Here is a 17,466-nt window from a genome sequence, read left to right on the forward strand (position 1 = left end):
GGTGATCAATGAAGTCCGCTCGTCTTGTTCCACTTATGCTCGGGGTGTTGACGTTGGCTGCATCGGGTGCCGCGATGGCCGCGGGGCTCAACGTCGGGGTCAATATCGGCATTCCCGCGCCGGTCTACGTCGCACCGGCGCCGGTCTACGCACCGCCGCCTCCGCCGCCGCCTCCCGTGGTCTACCAGCCGGCTCCGGTGTACTACGGCGGTCCGCAGATCGTGATCGGCTGGCATGGCGACCGTTACTGGGACGGCCATCGCTACTGGGCGCGCGACGACTGGTATCGCCACCATCCGCCGGGCCACGGCGACTATCGTCACGGTCACCACGACCAGCATCGCGGCTGGCACTGAGCCGGCACCGCGGCGCGCTAACTGGCCGCTGCGACACCGAAACCGCCCTTCGAGGGCGGTTTTCGTTTTTTGGGCTGAAGCATCGACAGTCGATGCATTTCGTCGCAGTCGCCCGCCAGATCGCGCAAGCTAATTGGGTAGAATCCCCCACATCGCCACTGCCCACTTACCAGCACGACTCCATGACAACTGGCTCGCAACGGGTTCAAACGCCTGAGGGACTTCGATACAGCGTGATCCACGGACCGTTGCGCGCCGCGTTCGCCGTCGCGCTGCTGTGCGCGAGTCTGCTCGCCGCGCCGCATGCGCATGCCGCTCATGCGATCGCGCAATACGGCGAGCCTAAATATCCGGCCGGCTTCCAACACTTCGACTACGTCAATCCCAATGCGCCGAAAGGCGGCACGCTCGTGCTCGCCAACCCGAGCCGTCTGACGAGCTTCGACAAGTTCAATCCGTTCACGCTGCGCGGCAATGCGGCGCCCGGCCTCGAATTGATGTTCGAGAGCCTGACGATCGGCAGCAGCGACGAAGTCGCGTCGGCCTACGGGCTGCTCGCCGACAACATCGTGGTCGCGCCCGACGGACTGTCGGTCACCTTCCACATCAATCCGCGCGCGCGCTTTTCGAACGGCGACCCCGTGACCGCCGACGACGTCAAGTTCTCGCTCGACACGCTGAAGAGCCCGCAGGCCGCGCCGCAGTTCGCATCGCTTTTCAGCGAGATCAAGGGCGCGGTCGTGGTCGATCCGGCCACGGTGCGCTTCGAGTTTCGCGAGCGTAACCGCGAGTTGCCGCTGCTCGCCGGCAGCATGCCGGTGTTCTCGCGCAAGTGGGGGCTGAAGCCCGACGGCAGCCGCATTCCGTTCGATCAGCTCGCGTTCGAAAAGCCGATCGGCAGCGGGCCGTATCTGATCGACAGTTTCGACAACGGCCGCACGATCACGTTTAAGCGCGACCCGAACTACTGGGGCGCCGCTCTGCCGGTGCGCGTCGGCATGAACAATTTCGATCGCATCGTCTACAAGCTGTATGCGGATAGCACCGCGCGGCTGGAGGCGTTCAAGGCCGGCGAGTACGATGCACTGGTCGAATACATCGCGCGCAACTGGGTGCGGCGCGACGTCGGCAAAAGGTTCGACAGTGGCGAGTTGATCAAGCGCGAGTTTCCGCAGCACAACGGCACCGGGATGCAAGGCTTTTTCCTGAACACGCGCCGGCCGCTGTTCCAGGACGTGCGGGTGCGCAAGGCGCTCGATCTCGCGCTCGATTTTCAATGGCTGAACCGCCAGTTGTTTTTCAGCCAGTACACGCGCATCGATAGCTATTTCGCCAACACCGAATGGCAGGCGAAGGGGCCGCCGTCGCCCGGCGAGCTGGCGCTGCTCGAGCCGTTTCGCTCGCAGCTCGACCCGGCGGTATTCGGGCCGCTGTCGAAGCAGCCCGATACCGATCCGCCCGGCTCGCTGCGCGCGAATCTGCTGGCGGCGCGCGATCTGCTTCAGCAGGCCGGCTGGACCTATCGCGACGGCGCGCTGCGCAACGCCAACGGCGAGCCGTTCCAGTTCGAGATACTCGACGACGCGGGTTCGGCCTCGTCGATGGAGCCGATCATCGCGACATTCACGCGCAATCTGCAGAAGCTCGGCATTACCGTGAACTTCCGCACCACCGACTTCGCGGTGTATCAGAAGCGGCTCGACGCATTCGATTTCGACGTGACGACGATTCGGATGCCGGACGTGCAGGTGCCAGGCTCCGAGCAGATCACCCGCTTCGGCAGCAAGGCCGCCGATACCCCCGGCTCGGACAACGCGATCGGCCTGAAGTCACCGGCCGTCGACGCGGTGTTGAACGCGCTCGTGCACGCGCAAACGCGCGAGCAACTGACCGACGCCGCGCACGCGCTCGACCGTCTGCTGATGCATGGCTACTATGTGGTGCCGCACTGGTACAGCGGCACGCATCGCGTCGCGTACAAGCGCGGGCTCGCGTGGCCGAAGACTTTGCCGCTGTACTATGGCGCGGAGAGCTGGATCACGACGATGTGGTGGTACGAAGATCCGCAGGCGCACGCGCACACGGCCAGCGCCGACTGATCCGCAGAGCCATCGCCCCCACCAACGCGTTCGCACTGGAACACCGCCTATGTGGAGCTACATCCTCAAACGCCTGCTGCTGATGATCCCGACGCTGCTCGGCGTGCTGACGCTGACCTTCGTCGTGATCCAGTTCGTGCCGGGCGGTCCCGTCGAGCAGATGCAGCACGAGCTGCGCAAGGGCGCGGAGGGCGCCTCGCCGTTCGGGCTGCGCTCGCATAGCGGCGTCGACGCGCAGCAGATCGCGCAACTGAAGCAGCTTTACGGTTTCGACAAGCCGCCGCTCGAACGCTACGGGCTGATGCTCAAGCGCTTCGCGACCTTCGATCTCGGGCAGAGCTATTTCCGGCATCAGAGCGTGTGGTCGCTGATCGTGTCGAAGCTGCCGGTGTCGATCAGCATCGGCCTATGGACCTTCTTTCTCACTTATCTGATATCGGTGCCGCTCGGCATCGCGAAGGCGGTGCGCAACGGCTCGCACTTCGATATCGCGACGAGCCTCGTCGTGCTGGTCGGCTACGCGATTCCGGGCTTCGTGCTGGGCGTGCTGCTGCTCGTGCTGTTCGGCGGCGGCACGTTCCTGCAGCTGTTTCCGCTGCGCAACCTCACGTCCGACAACTGGGACCAGCTGAGCCTCGTCGGCAAGGTGCTCGACTATCTGTGGCATATCACGTTGCCGATCACGGCGTCGGTAGTGGGCAGCTTCGCGGTCGTCACGATGCTGACGAAAAACGCGTTCCTCGACGAGATCCGCAAGCAGTACGTGCTGACCGCGCGCGCCAAAGGTTTGTCCGAGCGGCGCGTGTTGTGGAAGCACGTGTTTCGCAATGCGCTGCTGCCGCTGATCGTCAATTTCCCGGGTGCGTTCATCGGCGCATTTTTCACCGGCAGCCTGCTGATCGAAACGCTGTTTTCGCTCGACGGGCTCGGCTTGCTGTCGTACGAATCGGTGATGCGGCGCGACTATCCGGTCGTGCTCGGCACGCTGTATCTATTCACGCTGATCGGCCTCGTCACGCGGCTGATCTCCGACCTTTGTTACGTGTGGGTCGATCCCCGCATCCAATTCGAACAACTGGAGCGCTGATGAATCGAGCCCGCCTTTCCGCCGATGCTGCGGCGCGCGCCGAACCCGCGCGGGCGCTGATGTCGCCGTCACCGGCGCGTCGCGTGTGGCACCGGTTTCGCCAGCAGCGTCTCGGCTACTGGAGCCTGATCATCTTCGTGGTCGCGTTCGCGGCGAGCCTAGTGGGGCCGCTGTGGTCGAACGACAAGCCGGTCGTCGTGCGCTACGACGGCCATCTGTATTTCCCGCTCGTGAAGACCTACGCCGAGACCACCTTCGGTGGCGACTTCCCGACGCCGACCGATTATCTCGATCCGTACATCCGTCACCGCTTCGATGCGCCGGGCAACTTCGCGTTGTATCCGCCGAATCATTACTACTACGACACGCTCAACTACTTCTCGAAGGCGCCCAACCCGGCGCCGCCGTCGCGCGAAAACTGGCTCGGCACCGACGACCGCGGCCGCGATCTGTTCGCGCGTCTACTGTATGGCTTCGGCGTGTCGGTCGTGTTCGGCCTCGTGCTGACCGTGATCAGCACGATAGTCGGCATCGTCGCGGGGGCGGTGCAAGGTTACTTCGGGGGGCGAACGGATATCGTCGGGCAGCGGTTGATCGAAGTCTGGAACGCGATGCCGCAGCTCTATTTGCTGATCATCTTTTCATCGATCTTCGAGCGCAGCTTCGCGCTGCTGATCGTGCTGCTGTCGCTGTTCAACTGGATCGGCCTGTCCGATTACGTGCGCGCCGAATTCCTGCGCAATCGCCAGCAGGACTATGTGCGCGCCGCTCGCGCGATGGGCCTGTCGCATTGGCAGATCATGTGGCGTCACGTGTTGCCGAACAGTCTGACGCCGGTCATCACGTTCCTGCCGTTCAGCATGAGCAGCGCGATTCTCGCGTTGACGAGTCTCGACTTCCTCGGCCTCGGCGTGCCGCCGCCGACGCCGAGCCTCGGCGAGCTCCTTGCTCAGGGCAAGGCGAATCTCGACGCGTGGTGGATCTCGGTGTCGACCTTCGGCGTGCTGGTGACGATGCTGCTGCTGCTGACCTTCATGGGCGACGCGCTGCGCAACGCGCTCGACACCCGTATCTCCGATGCGATACACGCCGGAGGTGGCCAATGAGCGCGCTGCCGCGAATCGATCGGGAAGCGCCGGATACGCCGCTGCTCGAACTCGACCATCTGCGCGTTGCGTTCGGCGACACGGTGGCCGTCGACGACGTCACGCTCGCGATCGCGCGCGGCGAGCGCGTCGCGCTCGTCGGCGAGTCGGGCTCGGGCAAAAGCGTGACCGCGCTGTCGGTGCTGCGCCTGCTGAACGACGCGCAGGTGAGCGGCGCAATCCGCTTCGGTGGCGAAGACCTGCTCGCAAAGAGCGAGCGCTCGATGCGCAGGCTGCGCGGCTCGGACATCGCGATGATCTTCCAGGAGCCGATGACCGCGCTCAACCCGCTGTATACGATCGGCGACCAGATTGCCGAGACGATCGTCGTGCATGACGGCGTCAGCGTGGCCGAGGCGTGCCGGCGGGCGGTCGCGTTGCTTGCGCGCACCGGCATCACTGAACCGGAGAAGCGCGTCAACAGCTATCCGCATCAGCTGTCGGGCGGCCAGCGGCAGCGCGCGATGATCGCGATGGCGCTCGCCTGCCGGCCGCGCCTGTTGCTCGCCGACGAGCCGACCACCGCGCTCGATGTGACGATTCGCGCGCAGATCGTCGAACTGCTGCTGGAGTTGCAGCGCGACGAAGCGCAAAAGCGCGGCATGGCCGTGCTGCTGATCACGCACGACCTGAACCTGGTGCGTCACTTTGCGCAGCGCGTCGCGGTGATGGAGCGGGGCGTGCTGGTCGAAACCGGCACGGTCGAGCAGGTGTTCGAGGCACCGCGCCATCCGTATACCCAGCGGCTGCTCGCGAGTCGGCCGCAGCGCGAGGTCGCGCCGGTGCTGCCGATCTCGCCGGTGCTGCTCGAAGCGCGCGACGTGTCGGTCGACTTCAAAACGAAGCTGCCGGGCCTGCGCGGCTGGTTCGGCGCGGGGCGGTTTCGCGCGGTCGACGCGGCGAACGTGTCGGTACGCCAGGGCGAGACGCTTGGAATCGTCGGCGAATCGGGGTCGGGCAAGTCGACGCTCGCGATGGCGCTGCTCGGTCTGCAGCGCACCGCGCACGGCGAGATCCAGTTTCAGGGCAGGGCGCTCGCGAGCTATCGCGGCGCCGAAAAGACCGCGCTGCGCTCGAATATGCAGGTTGTTTTTCAAGATCCTTTTAGTTCGCTTTCACCGCGGCAGACGATCGAGCGGATCGTCGGCGAGGGGCTCGCGCTGCATCGGCCGCAGATGACCCCGCAGGCGCGGCGCGACAAGGTGGTCGGGGTGCTGCGTGAAGTCGGCATCGACCGTACCGCGCTGTATCGCTATCCGCATGAGTTTTCGGGCGGGCAGCGGCAGCGCATCGCAATCGCGCGCGCGCTGGTACTCGAGCCGCGCGTACTGATCCTCGACGAACCGACCAGCGCGCTCGACGTGTCTATTCAACAGCAGGTGCTCAAGCTGCTCACCGGTTTGCAGCACAAGTACAACCTCGGCTTCGTGTTCATCAGCCACGACCTGGAGGTAATCGGGGCGATGGCGCACCGCGTCGTCGTGATGCAAAACGGATCAATCGTCGAGACCGGCGATGTCGAGAAAATTTTTGCGGCACCCGCGCATCCTTACACTCGAAAGCTGCTGAAAGCGGCACTTGATCGTTGATTTTTCACCCTTTCACCAATTGAGTGCGTATCTCGATTGATATTTTCTATTCCTTTTGACACGCAAATACTTACTGGCTAGTATCGACCAAACTTTTTCGTAGACGACTGATTTTTTTGCAAAAACTACCGACCAATGCAGCACAGAAACTTCACCCAGGCTTGCACGCGCGTCGTCGCCGGGATGTTCATTGGCGTCTTGATGGCAGCAGCTCCCGGCGCATTCGCCGATGAAGTAAGCGGTTTTAATCAGAATGCCTCCTATCCGACCACCAACGGCTCGGATCCTCTCTCCCTCCTCGCTCCTCAACCCAAGGCTGCTAGCACCGAAAGCAGCGGCGCCAAATCATTCCTTTCCGGCATGGCCGGCAAAGCGGGCGACGTGGTGGTCGGCGCGCTGAACATGATCGGCGTTCGCTACCGTTGGGGCGGCAACACGCCGGATTCTGGGCTGGATTGCAGCGGTTTCGTGCGCTACGTGTTCCAGGACACGCTCGGCCTCGCGTTGCCGCGCCGCGCCGAGGAAATGAGCCGGATGGGCGAGAAGGTGCGCGTCAGCGACCTGAAGCCGGGCGATCTGGTGTTCTTCAATACGATGCGCCGCACGTTCTCGCACGTCGGCATCTATATCGGCGACAACAAGTTCGTGCACTCGCCGTCCACCGGCAGCACGATCCGCGTCGACGACATGGATGACGGCTACTGGGAAAAGCGCTTCACGGGTGCGCGTCGGATCGAGACCTCGTATCAGGCCGACGATCTGCGCAAGCGCGTGACCGCGACGATCGGCGGGAATAACTGATTCCGCGCTGAGCCCAGCGATAAAAAAGCCTGCTTCGTTCGAAGCAGGCTTTTTGCGTTTGATACGTGCTGTTGCCCCTGGTGGGGCACAGCGACTGTGCGCCACCAGGCGTTCAGGCTCCCATGCGCCGCGCGGCGAGCTTGCGCTGCAATTCCGGCATCATCTTCGCGACCGCTTCCTCGCCGGCGAGGATCGCCGCATTGCGCTGCGAGAAATCGCTGCCGCTCATCGCCGCGAGATTCGGCCGGATCACCACATCGGCGTACTTGTCGAGCTCATAGGCCTTGATCGTCTGGCCCATGATCGTGAAGGTCTGCATCAGCACGTCGAACGAACTCGTGGTGAGGCCAGTCTCCGGTCGCTGCGAAATATCGACGGCGATGACGAAATCCGCGCCCATCTTGCGCGCGAACGACGCCGGTACCGGGCTCACGAGACCCCCATCCACATACTCGTGGCCGCCGATCTTCACCGGCTCGAAAATCGACGGCACGCTGCACGACGCGCGCACGGCGGTGCCGGTGTTGCCGCGCTGGAACAGGATCGGCTGGCCGGTTTGCAGATCTGTCGCGACTACGCCGAGGGGCCTCGCCATCTTCTCGATCGGGCGGTTGTTCAGCGTCGTGTTCAGGTAGTTCTGAAGCGCGACGCCCTGCAGGAAGCCGCGGGTACGAAACGGCATCGCCCAGTCGCTTATCGACGCTTCGTCCATCGACAGCGCGAGCTTGTTGAGCGCGAAGCCGTTCATGCCCGACGCGTACAGCGCGCCGACCACCGAGCCAGCGCTCGTACCGGCGATCAGGTCGATCTGGATATTGCGGGCCTCGAGCGCCTTGATCACGCCGATGTGCGCAAAGCCGCGCGCAGCGCCGCCGCCGAGAGCGAGCGCGACGCGAACTGGTTTCTGTTGCGCTTTTTCAGGCGGCGCAACGGGGGGCGTCGCGGTGATCGGCGCGCCATTGAGTTTGCCGTTGGTCGTGGTGCAGGCGGCAAGCACCGCAGAGGCTGCCGCTAGCGAAAAGCTGCGGCGGCTCAAACTGGGGGATGAGGGTTTCAACGAGTTCTCCAGCAACGGCGAGGGCGACGCAGGCGGCGTCGCGCGTACCGCGATCAGGCTGAGGTCAGGCCAGGCGGGTCGCCGGCGGCGATTCCGCGCGCTGGAGAGCGTCCCGTTCCTATCGGATCGATGTGCGGGGGCAAGCCCTTATATCAGCGCGCACACATCTTAATGCAAACGATCGGCGCGCGCGGTCCGCTGTAATGAAACGTTGCAGAGGAAGTATTCGGAACTGGGGCCGCGTCTTTGCAAGATCGGTGGGGCGAGCGCTGGGAAGGTGCCTGCGCAGGTGTCCGGACGCCGTTCGCTCATGCGCCTGAGGCCTTTCGGACGAGGGCGGCAACCCGCGTGCGGAAGGTATAATTCGCCTCTTGCACCTATTTCACTCGTGGCCGTGCGTGACATCGCGCGCAGCATGGGCACGCTTCGCTGCCGCGTTTCGCAGTCATGTTCGCTCGAGCGCCGGCGCCTGTTTTCCGAGTAACCGCTAATGACCACCTCCGTTCGTACCCGTTTCGCACCGAGTCCCACTGGCTTCATCCACCTGGGCAACATCCGCTCCGCGCTGTATCCGTGGGCGTTCGCGCGCAAGATGAAAGGGACCTTCGTGCTGCGGGTCGAGGACACCGACGTCGAGCGCTCCACGACCGAATCCGTCGACGCGATTCTCGAGGGCATGGCATGGCTCGGTCTCGATTTCGACGAAGGCCCGTTTTACCAGATGCAGCGCATGGACCGTTACCGCGAAGTGCTGAAGCAGATGCAGGACGCGGGGCTCGTCTACCCGTGCTACATGTCGACCGAAGAACTCGACGCGCTGCGCGAGCGTCAGCGCGAAGCGGGCGAAAAGCCGCGCTACGACGGCACGTGGCGCCCGGAGCCGGGCAAGGTCCTGCCGCAGCCGCCCGCGGGCGTGACGCCGGTGCTGCGCTTTCGTAATCCGCTGACCGGCGTGGTCGCGTGGGACGACGCGGTGAAAGGGCGCATCGAAATCTCGAACGAAGAACTCGACGATCTCGTGATCGCCCGTCCGGACGGCACGCCGACGTATAACTTCTGCGTCGTCGTCGACGATCTCGACATGCGCATCACTCACGTGATCCGCGGCGACGATCACGTCAACAACACGCCGCGGCAGATCAACATTCTGCGCGCGCTCGGCGGCGAGCCGCCGGTGTATGCACACCTGCCGACCGTGCTGAACGAGCAGGGCGAGAAGATGAGCAAGCGCCACGGCGCGATGAGCGTAATGGGTTACCGCGATGCAGGGTATCTGCCGGAAGCGGTCGTCAACTATCTGGCGCGCCTCGGCTGGTCGCATGGCGACGCGGAGATTTTCACGCGCGAGCAGTTCGTCGAGTGGTTCGATCTCGAGCACCTCGGCAAGTCGCCGGCGCAGTACGACCATGACAAGCTGAACTGGCTCAACGCGCACTACATCAAGGAAGCCGACAACGCACGACTCGCCGAACTGGCGAAACCGTTCTTCGCCGAGCTCGGCATCGAGGAAGCCTCGCTCGCGCAAGGTCCGGATTTGACGGGCGTGGTGGGGCTGATGAAGGATCGTGCGTCGACCGTGAAGGAGATCGCGCAGAATGCCGCGATGTTCTATCGCACGCCGGCGCCCGATGCCGAGTCGCTCACCCAGCACGTGACCGACGCGGTTCGCCCGGCGCTCGCTGATCTGGCCGCTGCACTGAAGACGGTCGAATGGACCAAGGAGGCGATCGCCGCCGCATTGAAGGCTACGCTCGGCGCGCACAAGCTGAAGATGCCGCAGCTCGCGATGCCGGTGCGTTTGGTGGTGGCGGGTACGACGCATACGCCGTCGATCGATAGCGTGCTGATGCTGTTCGGTCGCGACGTCGTCGTTGGCCGTATCGAAAAAGCGCTTGGCTGATCGACTGCGGGCGTGCGTGACAGGTGTCTCGCACGCCTTCGGAAAAAATCGCATGTAATTGCTCAAAGGGTATTTACAAACCGCAGGTCGCCCTCTAGAATCTCGTTTCTCTGATGTGCGCGGGGGTATAGCTCAGCTGGGAGAGCGCTTGCATGGCATGCAAGAGGTCAGCGGTTCGATCCCGCTTACCTCCACCAACACAGCAGAGAGAAGTTAAAGTGGTGACGAAGTCTGAAACTTGTAGAAAAAAAGACTTCACAAATCGCTGAAACGTAGTTAAAATAGCGGTCTTCGCAGTTGACGATAAACAGCTTTACGGATTAACTGAAAAGTTAGAGCGGGTTGAATAAGTCGAAAGCGAGTTAAGACGGATCTGAAAAGATTTTGTCCCCTTCGTCTAGAGGCCTAGGACATCACCCTTTCACGGTGAGTACAGGGGTTCGAATCCCCTAGGGGACGCCAAACATCAGCGTCGCTTTAGTATTCGAGTAGTAGTAAAGCAGCGCAGCTTGCAGAGAATTAACCGACGCTCGCAAGCAAGGTGTAAAGACTGGAGTGGTAGTTCAGTCGGTTAGAATACCGGCCTGTCACGCCGGGGGTCGCGGGTTCGAGTCCCGTCCACTCCGCCAGACAAAGCCCGTTCATACATACCTGAACGGGCTTTTTCATTAAAGGTGTAAGCAGTACGTTGTCCCCTTCGTCTAGAGGCCTAGGACATCACCCTTTCACGGTGAGTACAGGGGTTCGAATCCCCTAGGGGACGCCAGAACATCGGCGTCGTTCGGTTGGAAGTTTGAACGGTGCAGCAGACTGAGGGCATGGCTCGCAGGCTGCGATGCAAAATCTGGAGCGGTAGTTCAGTTGGTTAGAATACCGGCCTGTCACGCCGGGGGTCGCGGGTTCGAGTCCCGTCCGCTCCGCCAGATTTTGAGAAAGCCCACTTCGCAAGAAGTGGGCTTTTTTATTTCTACTGTCCGCTGCCAGACGCCTCCCGGAAGGCTCGGGACAAACAGCCATTGCCAGCGCGCGCGGCCTGTTTTACCGTTGATCCGACTCATCCTCGCGGTCCCGCCATGTTCGATCCCACCGAAGCCCCGTCACCGTTTCATCTGCGCACGGCAAGCATGGAAGATTTCGAGTTTGCCGAGGCGCTGACCCGCAACAACATGGGCGGCTATTATCGCCGGCATCATCTGGTGTGGCGCAGCGATCTGTTTCTCGGCAGTTGGCGGGAATCGGAGAATTTCATTCTCGAAGTGGATGGCGTGCCGATGGGCGTGCTGCGTATCACCGAGGAAGGTGATTCGCTGCATATCCGCGACGTGCAGATTGCCGAAGGATATCGGAGGCTCGGCGCCGGTACGTTTCTTCTCGACATCTCGCATCAATGGGCGCGCGAGCGCGGGTTGCGCGAGTTGCAGTTGCGCGTCTTCGTCGATAATCCGGCGGCGCGGCTCTATCAGCGCAAGGGCTATAAGCTCGCCGGGCCGCGGCTCGCGCAGCTAGGTGCAATCCGTCATCTGGCGCGGCGGGTTTGAGGCCTGGTCTGCGTGGATCGCCGACACCCATCGCCAGGCATCGTCATTCACCGCTCGGCAACATCAGCCGAACCGGCTTGATCCTGTGCCGTTTCATCATCCGCTTGCGCGTCATCATGCTCGCCGTTGCTCGCGCGATGCTCGGCGCCTCGCTCGATAAACGCGCGTGGACTCGCGCCGAACGCGCGCCGGAACATCGCGGAGAAGGCGCTCTGGCTCTGATAGCCCAATTCCTGCGCGACATGCGACAGCGGCCGCCCCTGGCTCAACAATGGAATGGCGCGCGCGAGAATCGCCTGCTGACGCCACTGCGAAAAACTCACCCCCAGTTCCTGACGAAACAGCCGCGCGATCGTGCGCGTGCTCGCGCCGACCGTCGATGCCCACTGTTCGAGCGACTCGCCATGCATCGGGTCGGCGATCACAGCCTCGCACAGCGCGCGCAGGCGCTTTTCGCTGGGCATCGGCACGGACAGCGGCAATGGTTCGGAGCGCGTCAGTTCATCGAGAGCGAGCGCGCCGAGCAGTTGCTCGCGCGCGGCGGACAGGCCGGGCGTATCGAGCGCGGCAATCACCTCGCGCAACAGGTTCGATACTTCGACGACGCGCGGCGTATCGAGCCCGGCCGGCACCGTACTCTCAGTGATGTACAGCGTGCGCAGGAACGCATCCTCGACGGCGACCACTTCGTGGGTGACATGCGGCGGCAACCAGATCGCGCGCGATGGCGGCACCATCCACGTGGTACCCGTTGTCGCGACGCGCAGCACGCCGCGCGACGCATACGCGACCTGCGCCCATGCATGCGTATGACGCGCGATATGCCAGCCCGCCGGCATGGGCCGCGAACGCACGCGGATCGGATGCGTGTCGTTCGGCGCGAACTCGGGCGGTATGTCGGCGAAACGCACGCGGCTCAACGGGTTGGACTCGGCGGACGAGGGCATGGCAAGGTCGGTTCGGATAATGGAGCCGGCAAGGGCGAAGCTCAGTCGAGGCCATTCACCGGCGCGGGCTCCAAGCATTGTAGATCGTGGCTGGTTGCTGATGCCGTCGAGCCACCGTTGCATAATGTCCCGATGGCCGCCGAGCCACCAACATCACCTCTGACCACGGAGACTCAACGACGATGCAGACCGTCTTTGTCTACGGCACACTGCGTGCCGGTGAAACCAACGACATCAGCGAAGCCGCCGCGCGCAACGACCTCCCCGCGCCGAGCCTGCTCGGCAGCACCACGGTGCGCGGCCATCTGTTCGATTTTGGCGACTATCCGGGTCTCGTCGTCGACGAAGGGGGCGTCGACGTGGTCGGCGACGTCTATGAAATCGACGATGCGCTCGTCGCGGTGCTCGACGAAATCGAAGCCGTATATCCGGGCGTCGACGACCGTTTTCTGGCCCGCGAGGTGATGGTCAAGGTAGACGGCAACGTCGTGAACTGCCGCTTCTATCCGGTCGCGCCGAACGCGGTAAAAGGGCTGCCCGAAATCCGTTCGGGAGATTGGGTCAAACATCGGCGCACGCGCTGAGCCGGTGCACGCCAGCGGCCAACAAAACGGCGCGCCATGTATGTCCGCGGCGCGCCGTCATTCAAGCAGAAGGGATCAACGGGCGCGAGCCGGTCCAACGCGCCCGAGCCCGCATCATCGACACCATCAAATCTCTTCGTAAAGCGGCAGCGTCAGAAAATCGGTGAACTGCTCCGCGGTCGACATCTGTTCGAAGATCTGCGCGGCGCGCTCATACGGCTTCGTATCTCCACCCACCGTCTGTTTGACCTTGTCGAGTTCCTGTCCCGCGAGCTCGCGCACCAGTTCGACCGTCACCTTGCGGCCGTCATCGAGTTTGCCCTTCGGCGAGCGGATCCACTGCCACACCTGCGAGCGCGAAATCTCCGCGGTGGCGGCATCTTCCATCAGATTGTGAATCGGCACACAGCCATTGCCCGCGAGCCACGAACCGAGATAGTGGATGCCGACATTGATGTTGTTGCGCAAGCCCGCTTCGGTGATCGGCGTCTCCGGGCGGAAGTCGAGCAGATCGGTCGCGGTCACGAGCACGTCGACGCGCTGCTTGTCGATCTGATTCGGCCGGTCGCCGAGCACCTTGACGAACTCTTCCATCGCGACCGGCACGAGACCCGGATGCGCGACCCAGCCGCCGTCGTAGCCATCGCCCGCGTCGCGCGCCTTGTCCGAGCGCACGCCGGCCATGGCCTTTTCGTTGGCGGCCGCATCGTTCTTGATCGGAATCAGCGCGCTCATGCCGCCGATCGCCGGCGCGTTGCGGCGGTGGCAGGTCTTCAGCAACAGCAGCGCATACGCGCGCATGAACGGCGAGGTCATCGTGATCTGCGAGCGATCGGCGAGGCAGAAGTCGCGGTCGCTCTTGAACTTCTTGATCGCGGAGAAGATGTAGTCCCAGCGGCCCGCGTTCAGGCCCGAGCTATGTTCGCGCAGCTCGTACAGGATTTCATCCATTTCGAACGCGGCGACGATCGTCTCGATCAGCACCGTTGCGCGAATCGTGCCACGCGGCACGCCGAGCGCTTCCTGCGCGGCGACGAAGATGTCGTTCCACAGCCGCGCCTCGAGATGGCTCTCCATCTTCGGCAGATAGAAGTACGGACCCGAGCTGCGCGCGATCAGCTCCTTCGCGTTGTGCACCATGTACAGCGCAAAATCGAAGATGCCACCCGACACGCGCTTGCCATCGACCTTCACGTGCTTCTCGTCGAGATGCCAGCCGCGCGGACGCACGATCAACATCGCGGTCTTGTCGTTGAGCCGGTACGACTTGCCGTTCTGTTCGAGCGAAATCGTGCGGCGCACCGCGTCCTTCAGATTGATGTGACCGGTGATCTGATTGTCCCAGCTCGGCGCATTCGAATCCTCGAAGTCGGTCATGTAGGAGTCCGCGCCCGAATTGAGCGCGTTGATGATCATCTTGCGCTCGACGGGCCCGGTGATTTCGACGCGCCGGCACTGCAGATCCTGCGGCAGCGGCGCGATCTTCCAGTCGCCTTCGCGCACGCTCTTCGTGGCGGCGAGGAAGTCGGGGCGCTCGCCCGCGTCGAGCCGCTTCGCACGTTCGACGCGCGCCTGCAGCAACTGCTGACGGCGCGGCTCGAACGTGCGGTGCAAGGCCGCGACGAGTTCCAGCGCTTCGCGGGTGAGGATCGCTTCAAAGCCGGGCTTGATGTCGCCGGTGATTTCCATGCCTTGCGGCATCGACAGCGGATTAGCCATGTTTTCTCCTTGGTCGGTCAGATTGCAGAAAGTGCGAAGGTTGAAAAGGGGAGTGGGTTCCCGAAAGCGAGGGGCGCCGTCATACGCGCGGGCTGGCGCGCTTGCGGCCGCCACTGCCATGAGTTCCGGGACGGCTGCCAGTCGAGCGCGACGCCGTCGGGAGCGTTTGCAGAAAGCCCAGCAGATCGTTCATCCCGCCGCCGGTGCCATGCGGCGTCACGCCGAGCTCTTCGACGGGCAGGTTCTGCCGGTTCAGCCAGAACGTCGTGAAGCCGAACCACGTCGCGCCTGCGACGTCCCAGCCGTTCGACGACACGAACACGATCTCGCGCGCCGCCACGCCAAACGCATCGGGGCCGAGCGCATACGCGGCGGGAGAGGGTTTGTACGCGCGCACCGCATCGACCGACAGCACGTGATCGAAGAGAGCGCTCATGCCGGCGCTCTTGACCGCGATGTCGAGCATTTGCGGATTGCCGTTGGACAGGATCGCGAGCCCGGGTCCGAGCCCGACATGTGGCGCGGCGGCGGGCTCGCGCAACGCGCGCAGCACCGGCACGGCGTCGGGAAACGCGGACAGACACGCGTATTCGTCCATCAGACGCTTTTCGGCCGAGCGGCCGAGCGTGAGCTGCAGTCTTTTCGCGGCGAAGCGCAGTGCGTCGAGCGTGATGTCCCAGAACGGGCGGTAGTGTTCGCCGGGGGCGTCGCTGCGCGCGGCGAGCGTGCGCAGTTGCGTGTATTCGATCTGCTTCTGGCGCCACAGCTGCGACAGCGCGTCGCCGTGTCCGGGGAAGAGTTGCTCCGCGGCGGCGATCACCGAATGCACGTCGAACAACGTGCCGTAGGCGTCGAAAATCACTGCTCGCGGTGAAGCTGTCGTTGTGGCCGACATTGCCATGCGCTCCTGTCAGAGGTCGGGATCGATTGTATTGGTGACGTTAGGTACTAAAAAATAGCCTAAAGATCACTTGATCTTTTACTTTCATATACCTAATCTCACACACAACCCTCACTTTTGCGCTGACTTAATTGCTTTCGCGGCGCGCATCGTTCATGGACCGTTTCAAGCAGATCGAGACCTTCGCCACCGTCGCGGCCAAAGGCAGCCTGTCCGCGGCGGCGCTCGCCGAGGGCGTCGCGCCCGCGATCATCGGCCGGCGCATCGACGCGCTCGAGGAGCGCCTCGGCGTCAAGCTCCTGGTGCGCACGACGCGCAAGATCACGCTCACCTTCGAAGGCTCGGCCTTTCTTGAAGACTGCCAGCGCATCCTTCACGACATGCAGAACGCCGAGGCGAGCGTGTCGGCGGGCGGTGTGAAGGCGAGCGGCCATTTGCGGCTGTCGGCGCCGGCCGGCTTCGGACGCCGGCACGTGGCGCCGCTGGTGCCCGCATTCACGGTCGCGCATCCGGACGTGTCGATCACGCTCGATCTGTCCGATCGTCTCGTCGATCTCGTCAACGAAGGCTTCGATTGCGCGGTGCGGCTCGGCGAGTTGCCCGATTCGTCGCTGGTGTCGCTGAAGCTGGCCGAAAACCGCCGCGTGTGCGTCGCGTCGCCCGCGTATCTGAACCGGCGCGGCGCGCCGCACAGCCTCGCCGAGCTCGCGCGCCACAACTGCCTCGCGCTCGGCGCGAGCGCGAACCAGCAGCGCGGCTGGATGTTCCAGCACGACGGCAAGGTCGTGTCGATCAAGGTGTCCGGCACGATGGAATGCTCGGACGGCGCGGTGCTGCACGAATGGTGTCTCGCCGGACACGGGCTCGCGTGGCGCTCGTTGTGGGAGGTCGGCGCGGACCTCGCGGCGGGGCGCCTCGTCACGGTGCTCGACGAATTCGCCGCGCCGCCGATCGGCATCCACGCGGTGTTCCCGCAGCGCCGTCATCTGCCGCTGCGAGTGCGGCTGTTTCTGGACTTTCTCAAGCATACGTACGGCGAACCCGGTTACTGGGACTGACCCGCCAATCCCCAGACGGTCGCAATTACTCGCATTCATACGCATTACAATCGTTTCGGGCAGCCTGCACCCTGGGCTTTGTTGGACGCTGACCCCGTGCTGCGCGCAGCCGGCGACGGAGGGCATCATGTTCAGGCACATCCTGGTTCCGACCGATGGTTCAGATCTTTCACGCAAAGCGATAGCGGGCGCGATCGATCTCGCGCAGGCCGTGGGCGCCCGCGTGACCGCGTACGCATGTCTGCCGCAGTATCCGTATTCGCCGTTCTCCGATGTCGCGATCGAACCACCAGGCGAGTTCCTGCAACGCAGCGAGCGCGAAGCGCGCGTGCATCTGCGCGAAGTCGAGCATGCGGCGCACCGCGTCGGCGTCCACGTCGAGAGCCGCACGAGCGTGCATCCGGCGCCGTATCTCGGCATCATCGAAGCGGCCGAGCAGGGCGGCTGTGATGTGATCTTCATGGCGTCGCATGGGCGGCGTGGGCTCGGAAGCCTGTTGATCGGCAGTGAAACGCAGCGGGTGCTCACGCATACGAAAATTCCTGTGATCGTCTATCGCTGAATCGCTTTGCACCGCCGGCAGCGTGCCGGCATGCGCGGCCTTCGAAAAAAAACGCGCCGGCGGCGAAGCCGGCGCGTTCAGGTTCGCCGCACGCCTGCCGCGTGCTGGCTTCTCTCAGACCCC

At 63.6% G+C, this 17,466-nt stretch carries 15 protein-coding genes and 5 tRNA genes; 16 read left to right on the forward strand and 4 right to left on the reverse strand.

The genetic code is table 11. The annotated features are described in order from the left end of the window. Positions 1-8: 8 nt before the first annotated feature. The 6 genes from ACLFKU_RS01295 to ACLFKU_RS01320 all read left to right on the forward strand — a co-directional run bounded on the left by ACLFKU_RS01295 (position 9) and on the right by ACLFKU_RS01320 (position 7,077). Positions 9-356 carry a hypothetical protein gene (locus ACLFKU_RS01295; RefSeq protein WP_410847924.1) on the forward strand — a complete coding sequence of 116 codons (348 nt, stop codon included), beginning with the start codon at positions 9-11 and terminating at the stop codon, positions 354-356. Positions 357-538: 182 nt separating this feature from the next. Continuing rightward, positions 539-2,455, forward strand: a complete 1,917-nt coding sequence (locus ACLFKU_RS01300) for an extracellular solute-binding protein (RefSeq protein WP_410847925.1) — start codon at positions 539-541, stop codon at positions 2,453-2,455. Between the two features lie 49 nt (positions 2,456-2,504). Beyond that, positions 2,505-3,542, forward strand: a complete 1,038-nt coding sequence (locus tag ACLFKU_RS01305) for a microcin C ABC transporter permease YejB (protein WP_368586880.1) — start codon at positions 2,505-2,507, stop codon at positions 3,540-3,542. Continuing rightward, complete coding sequence (locus ACLFKU_RS01310) at positions 3,542-4,648, forward strand: ABC transporter permease (protein WP_410847926.1); 1,107 nt, start codon at positions 3,542-3,544, stop codon at positions 4,646-4,648. Before ACLFKU_RS01305 ends, ACLFKU_RS01310 begins: the two co-directional genes overlap by 1 nt. Beyond that, the gene (locus tag ACLFKU_RS01315) at positions 4,645-6,276 is read left to right on the forward strand and encodes an ABC transporter ATP-binding protein (RefSeq protein WP_410847927.1); all 1,632 of its coding nucleotides are present in this window, start codon (positions 4,645-4,647) and stop codon (positions 6,274-6,276) included. Before ACLFKU_RS01310 ends, ACLFKU_RS01315 begins: the two co-directional genes overlap by 4 nt. 135 nt (positions 6,277-6,411) lie before the next feature. Beyond that, a complete protein-coding gene (locus tag ACLFKU_RS01320; protein WP_410847928.1) occupies positions 6,412-7,077 on the forward strand; it encodes a C40 family peptidase in 666 nt (221 codons plus the stop codon). 112 nt (positions 7,078-7,189) lie between these two features. Here ACLFKU_RS01320 and ACLFKU_RS01325 read toward each other — a convergent pair whose 3' ends face one another. After that, positions 7,190-8,134, reverse strand: coding sequence for a patatin-like phospholipase family protein (locus ACLFKU_RS01325; RefSeq protein ID WP_410847929.1), 945 nt, complete (start codon positions 8,132-8,134; stop codon positions 7,190-7,192). 490 nt (positions 8,135-8,624) lie between these two features. On the opposite strand from ACLFKU_RS01325, the gene gltX reads away from it, so the two are divergent. The 7 genes from gltX (at position 8,625) to ACLFKU_RS01360 (ending at position 11,572) form a co-directional block, all read left to right on the forward strand. Next, positions 8,625-10,034: a glutamate--tRNA ligase gene (gene gltX / locus ACLFKU_RS01330; RefSeq protein WP_410847930.1), complete on the forward strand. Its 1,410-nt coding sequence runs from the start codon at positions 8,625-8,627 to the stop codon at positions 10,032-10,034. Positions 10,035-10,155: 121 nt separating this feature from the next. Beyond that, positions 10,156-10,231, forward strand: a tRNA-Ala gene (locus ACLFKU_RS01335). A gap of 189 nt (positions 10,232-10,420) precedes the next feature. Then, positions 10,421-10,496: transfer RNA gene (locus tag ACLFKU_RS01340), tRNA-Glu, on the forward strand. A gap of 90 nt (positions 10,497-10,586) precedes the next feature. Then, positions 10,587-10,663: transfer RNA gene (locus ACLFKU_RS01345), tRNA-Asp, on the forward strand. A 61-nt stretch (positions 10,664-10,724) separates the two neighbouring features. After that, a tRNA-Glu gene (locus ACLFKU_RS01350) sits at positions 10,725-10,800 on the forward strand. Between the two features lie 80 nt (positions 10,801-10,880). After that, positions 10,881-10,957: transfer RNA gene (locus ACLFKU_RS01355), tRNA-Asp, on the forward strand. A 150-nt stretch (positions 10,958-11,107) separates the two neighbouring features. Continuing rightward, positions 11,108-11,572: a GNAT family N-acetyltransferase gene (locus ACLFKU_RS01360; protein WP_368586886.1), complete on the forward strand. Its 465-nt coding sequence runs from the start codon at positions 11,108-11,110 to the stop codon at positions 11,570-11,572. A gap of 47 nt (positions 11,573-11,619) precedes the next feature. On the opposite strand, the gene ACLFKU_RS01365 is transcribed toward ACLFKU_RS01360, so the two are convergent. Next, entirely contained in the window at positions 11,620-12,519 is a 900-nt protein-coding gene (locus ACLFKU_RS01365; RefSeq protein WP_368586887.1) for a helix-turn-helix domain-containing protein, read from the reverse strand. A 182-nt stretch (positions 12,520-12,701) separates the two neighbouring features. On the opposite strand from ACLFKU_RS01365, the gene ACLFKU_RS01370 reads away from it, so the two are divergent. Further along, positions 12,702-13,103: a gamma-glutamylcyclotransferase gene (locus ACLFKU_RS01370; protein WP_368586888.1), complete on the forward strand. Its 402-nt coding sequence runs from the start codon at positions 12,702-12,704 to the stop codon at positions 13,101-13,103. 126 nt (positions 13,104-13,229) lie between these two features. Here the strand turns inward: ACLFKU_RS01370 and aceB are convergent, their stop codons facing one another. Further along, positions 13,230-14,822, reverse strand: coding sequence for a malate synthase A (aceB, locus tag ACLFKU_RS01375; RefSeq protein ID WP_410847931.1), 1,593 nt, complete (start codon positions 14,820-14,822; stop codon positions 13,230-13,232). 79 nt (positions 14,823-14,901) lie between these two features. Continuing rightward, on the reverse strand, positions 14,902-15,717 hold the full coding sequence (locus ACLFKU_RS01380) for a haloacid dehalogenase type II (RefSeq protein ID WP_410847932.1): 816 nt from the start codon (positions 15,715-15,717) through the stop codon (positions 14,902-14,904). A gap of 161 nt (positions 15,718-15,878) precedes the next feature. Between ACLFKU_RS01380 and ACLFKU_RS01385 the strand changes: the two genes are divergently transcribed. After that, on the forward strand, positions 15,879-16,781 hold the full coding sequence (locus ACLFKU_RS01385; protein ID WP_410847933.1) for a LysR family transcriptional regulator: 903 nt from the start codon (positions 15,879-15,881) through the stop codon (positions 16,779-16,781). 127 nt (positions 16,782-16,908) lie between these two features. Beyond that, positions 16,909-17,343, forward strand: a complete 435-nt coding sequence (locus ACLFKU_RS01390) for a universal stress protein (protein ID WP_368586890.1) — start codon at positions 16,909-16,911, stop codon at positions 17,341-17,343. Positions 17,344-17,466: the final 123 nt, after the last annotated feature.

The sequence above is a fragment of the Paraburkholderia sp. EG304 genome (assembly GCF_046543485.1).
Lineage (GTDB): Bacteria > Pseudomonadota > Gammaproteobacteria > Burkholderiales > Burkholderiaceae > Paraburkholderia > Paraburkholderia youngii.

What these genes read in the sequence shown, in the direction of transcription:
- ACLFKU_RS01295 (WP_410847924.1), top strand. Translation starts at nt 9, where the DNA reads ATGAAGTCCGCTCGTCTTGTTCCACTTATGCTCGGGGTGTTGACGTTG.
- ACLFKU_RS01300 (WP_410847925.1), top strand. Translation starts at nt 539, where the DNA reads ATGACAACTGGCTCGCAACGGGTTCAAACGCCTGAGGGACTTCGATAC.
- ACLFKU_RS01305 (WP_368586880.1), top strand. Translation starts at nt 2,505, where the DNA reads ATGTGGAGCTACATCCTCAAACGCCTGCTGCTGATGATCCCGACGCTG.
- ACLFKU_RS01310 (WP_410847926.1), top strand. Translation starts at nt 3,542, where the DNA reads ATGAATCGAGCCCGCCTTTCCGCCGATGCTGCGGCGCGCGCCGAACCC.
- ACLFKU_RS01315 (WP_410847927.1), top strand. Translation starts at nt 4,645, where the DNA reads ATGAGCGCGCTGCCGCGAATCGATCGGGAAGCGCCGGATACGCCGCTG.
- ACLFKU_RS01320 (WP_410847928.1), top strand. Translation starts at nt 6,412, where the DNA reads ATGCAGCACAGAAACTTCACCCAGGCTTGCACGCGCGTCGTCGCCGGG.
- gltX (WP_410847930.1), top strand. Translation starts at nt 8,625, where the DNA reads ATGACCACCTCCGTTCGTACCCGTTTCGCACCGAGTCCCACTGGCTTC.
- ACLFKU_RS01360 (WP_368586886.1), top strand. Translation starts at nt 11,108, where the DNA reads ATGTTCGATCCCACCGAAGCCCCGTCACCGTTTCATCTGCGCACGGCA.
- ACLFKU_RS01365 (WP_368586887.1), bottom strand. Translation starts at nt 12,519, where the DNA reads ATGCCCTCGTCCGCCGAGTCCAACCCGTTGAGCCGCGTGCGTTTCGCC.
- ACLFKU_RS01370 (WP_368586888.1), top strand. Translation starts at nt 12,702, where the DNA reads ATGCAGACCGTCTTTGTCTACGGCACACTGCGTGCCGGTGAAACCAAC.
- aceB (WP_410847931.1), bottom strand. Translation starts at nt 14,822, where the DNA reads ATGGCTAATCCGCTGTCGATGCCGCAAGGCATGGAAATCACCGGCGAC.
- ACLFKU_RS01380 (WP_410847932.1), bottom strand. Translation starts at nt 15,717, where the DNA reads ATGTCGGCCACAACGACAGCTTCACCGCGAGCAGTGATTTTCGACGCC.
- ACLFKU_RS01385 (WP_410847933.1), top strand. Translation starts at nt 15,879, where the DNA reads ATGGACCGTTTCAAGCAGATCGAGACCTTCGCCACCGTCGCGGCCAAA.
- ACLFKU_RS01390 (WP_368586890.1), top strand. Translation starts at nt 16,909, where the DNA reads ATGTTCAGGCACATCCTGGTTCCGACCGATGGTTCAGATCTTTCACGC.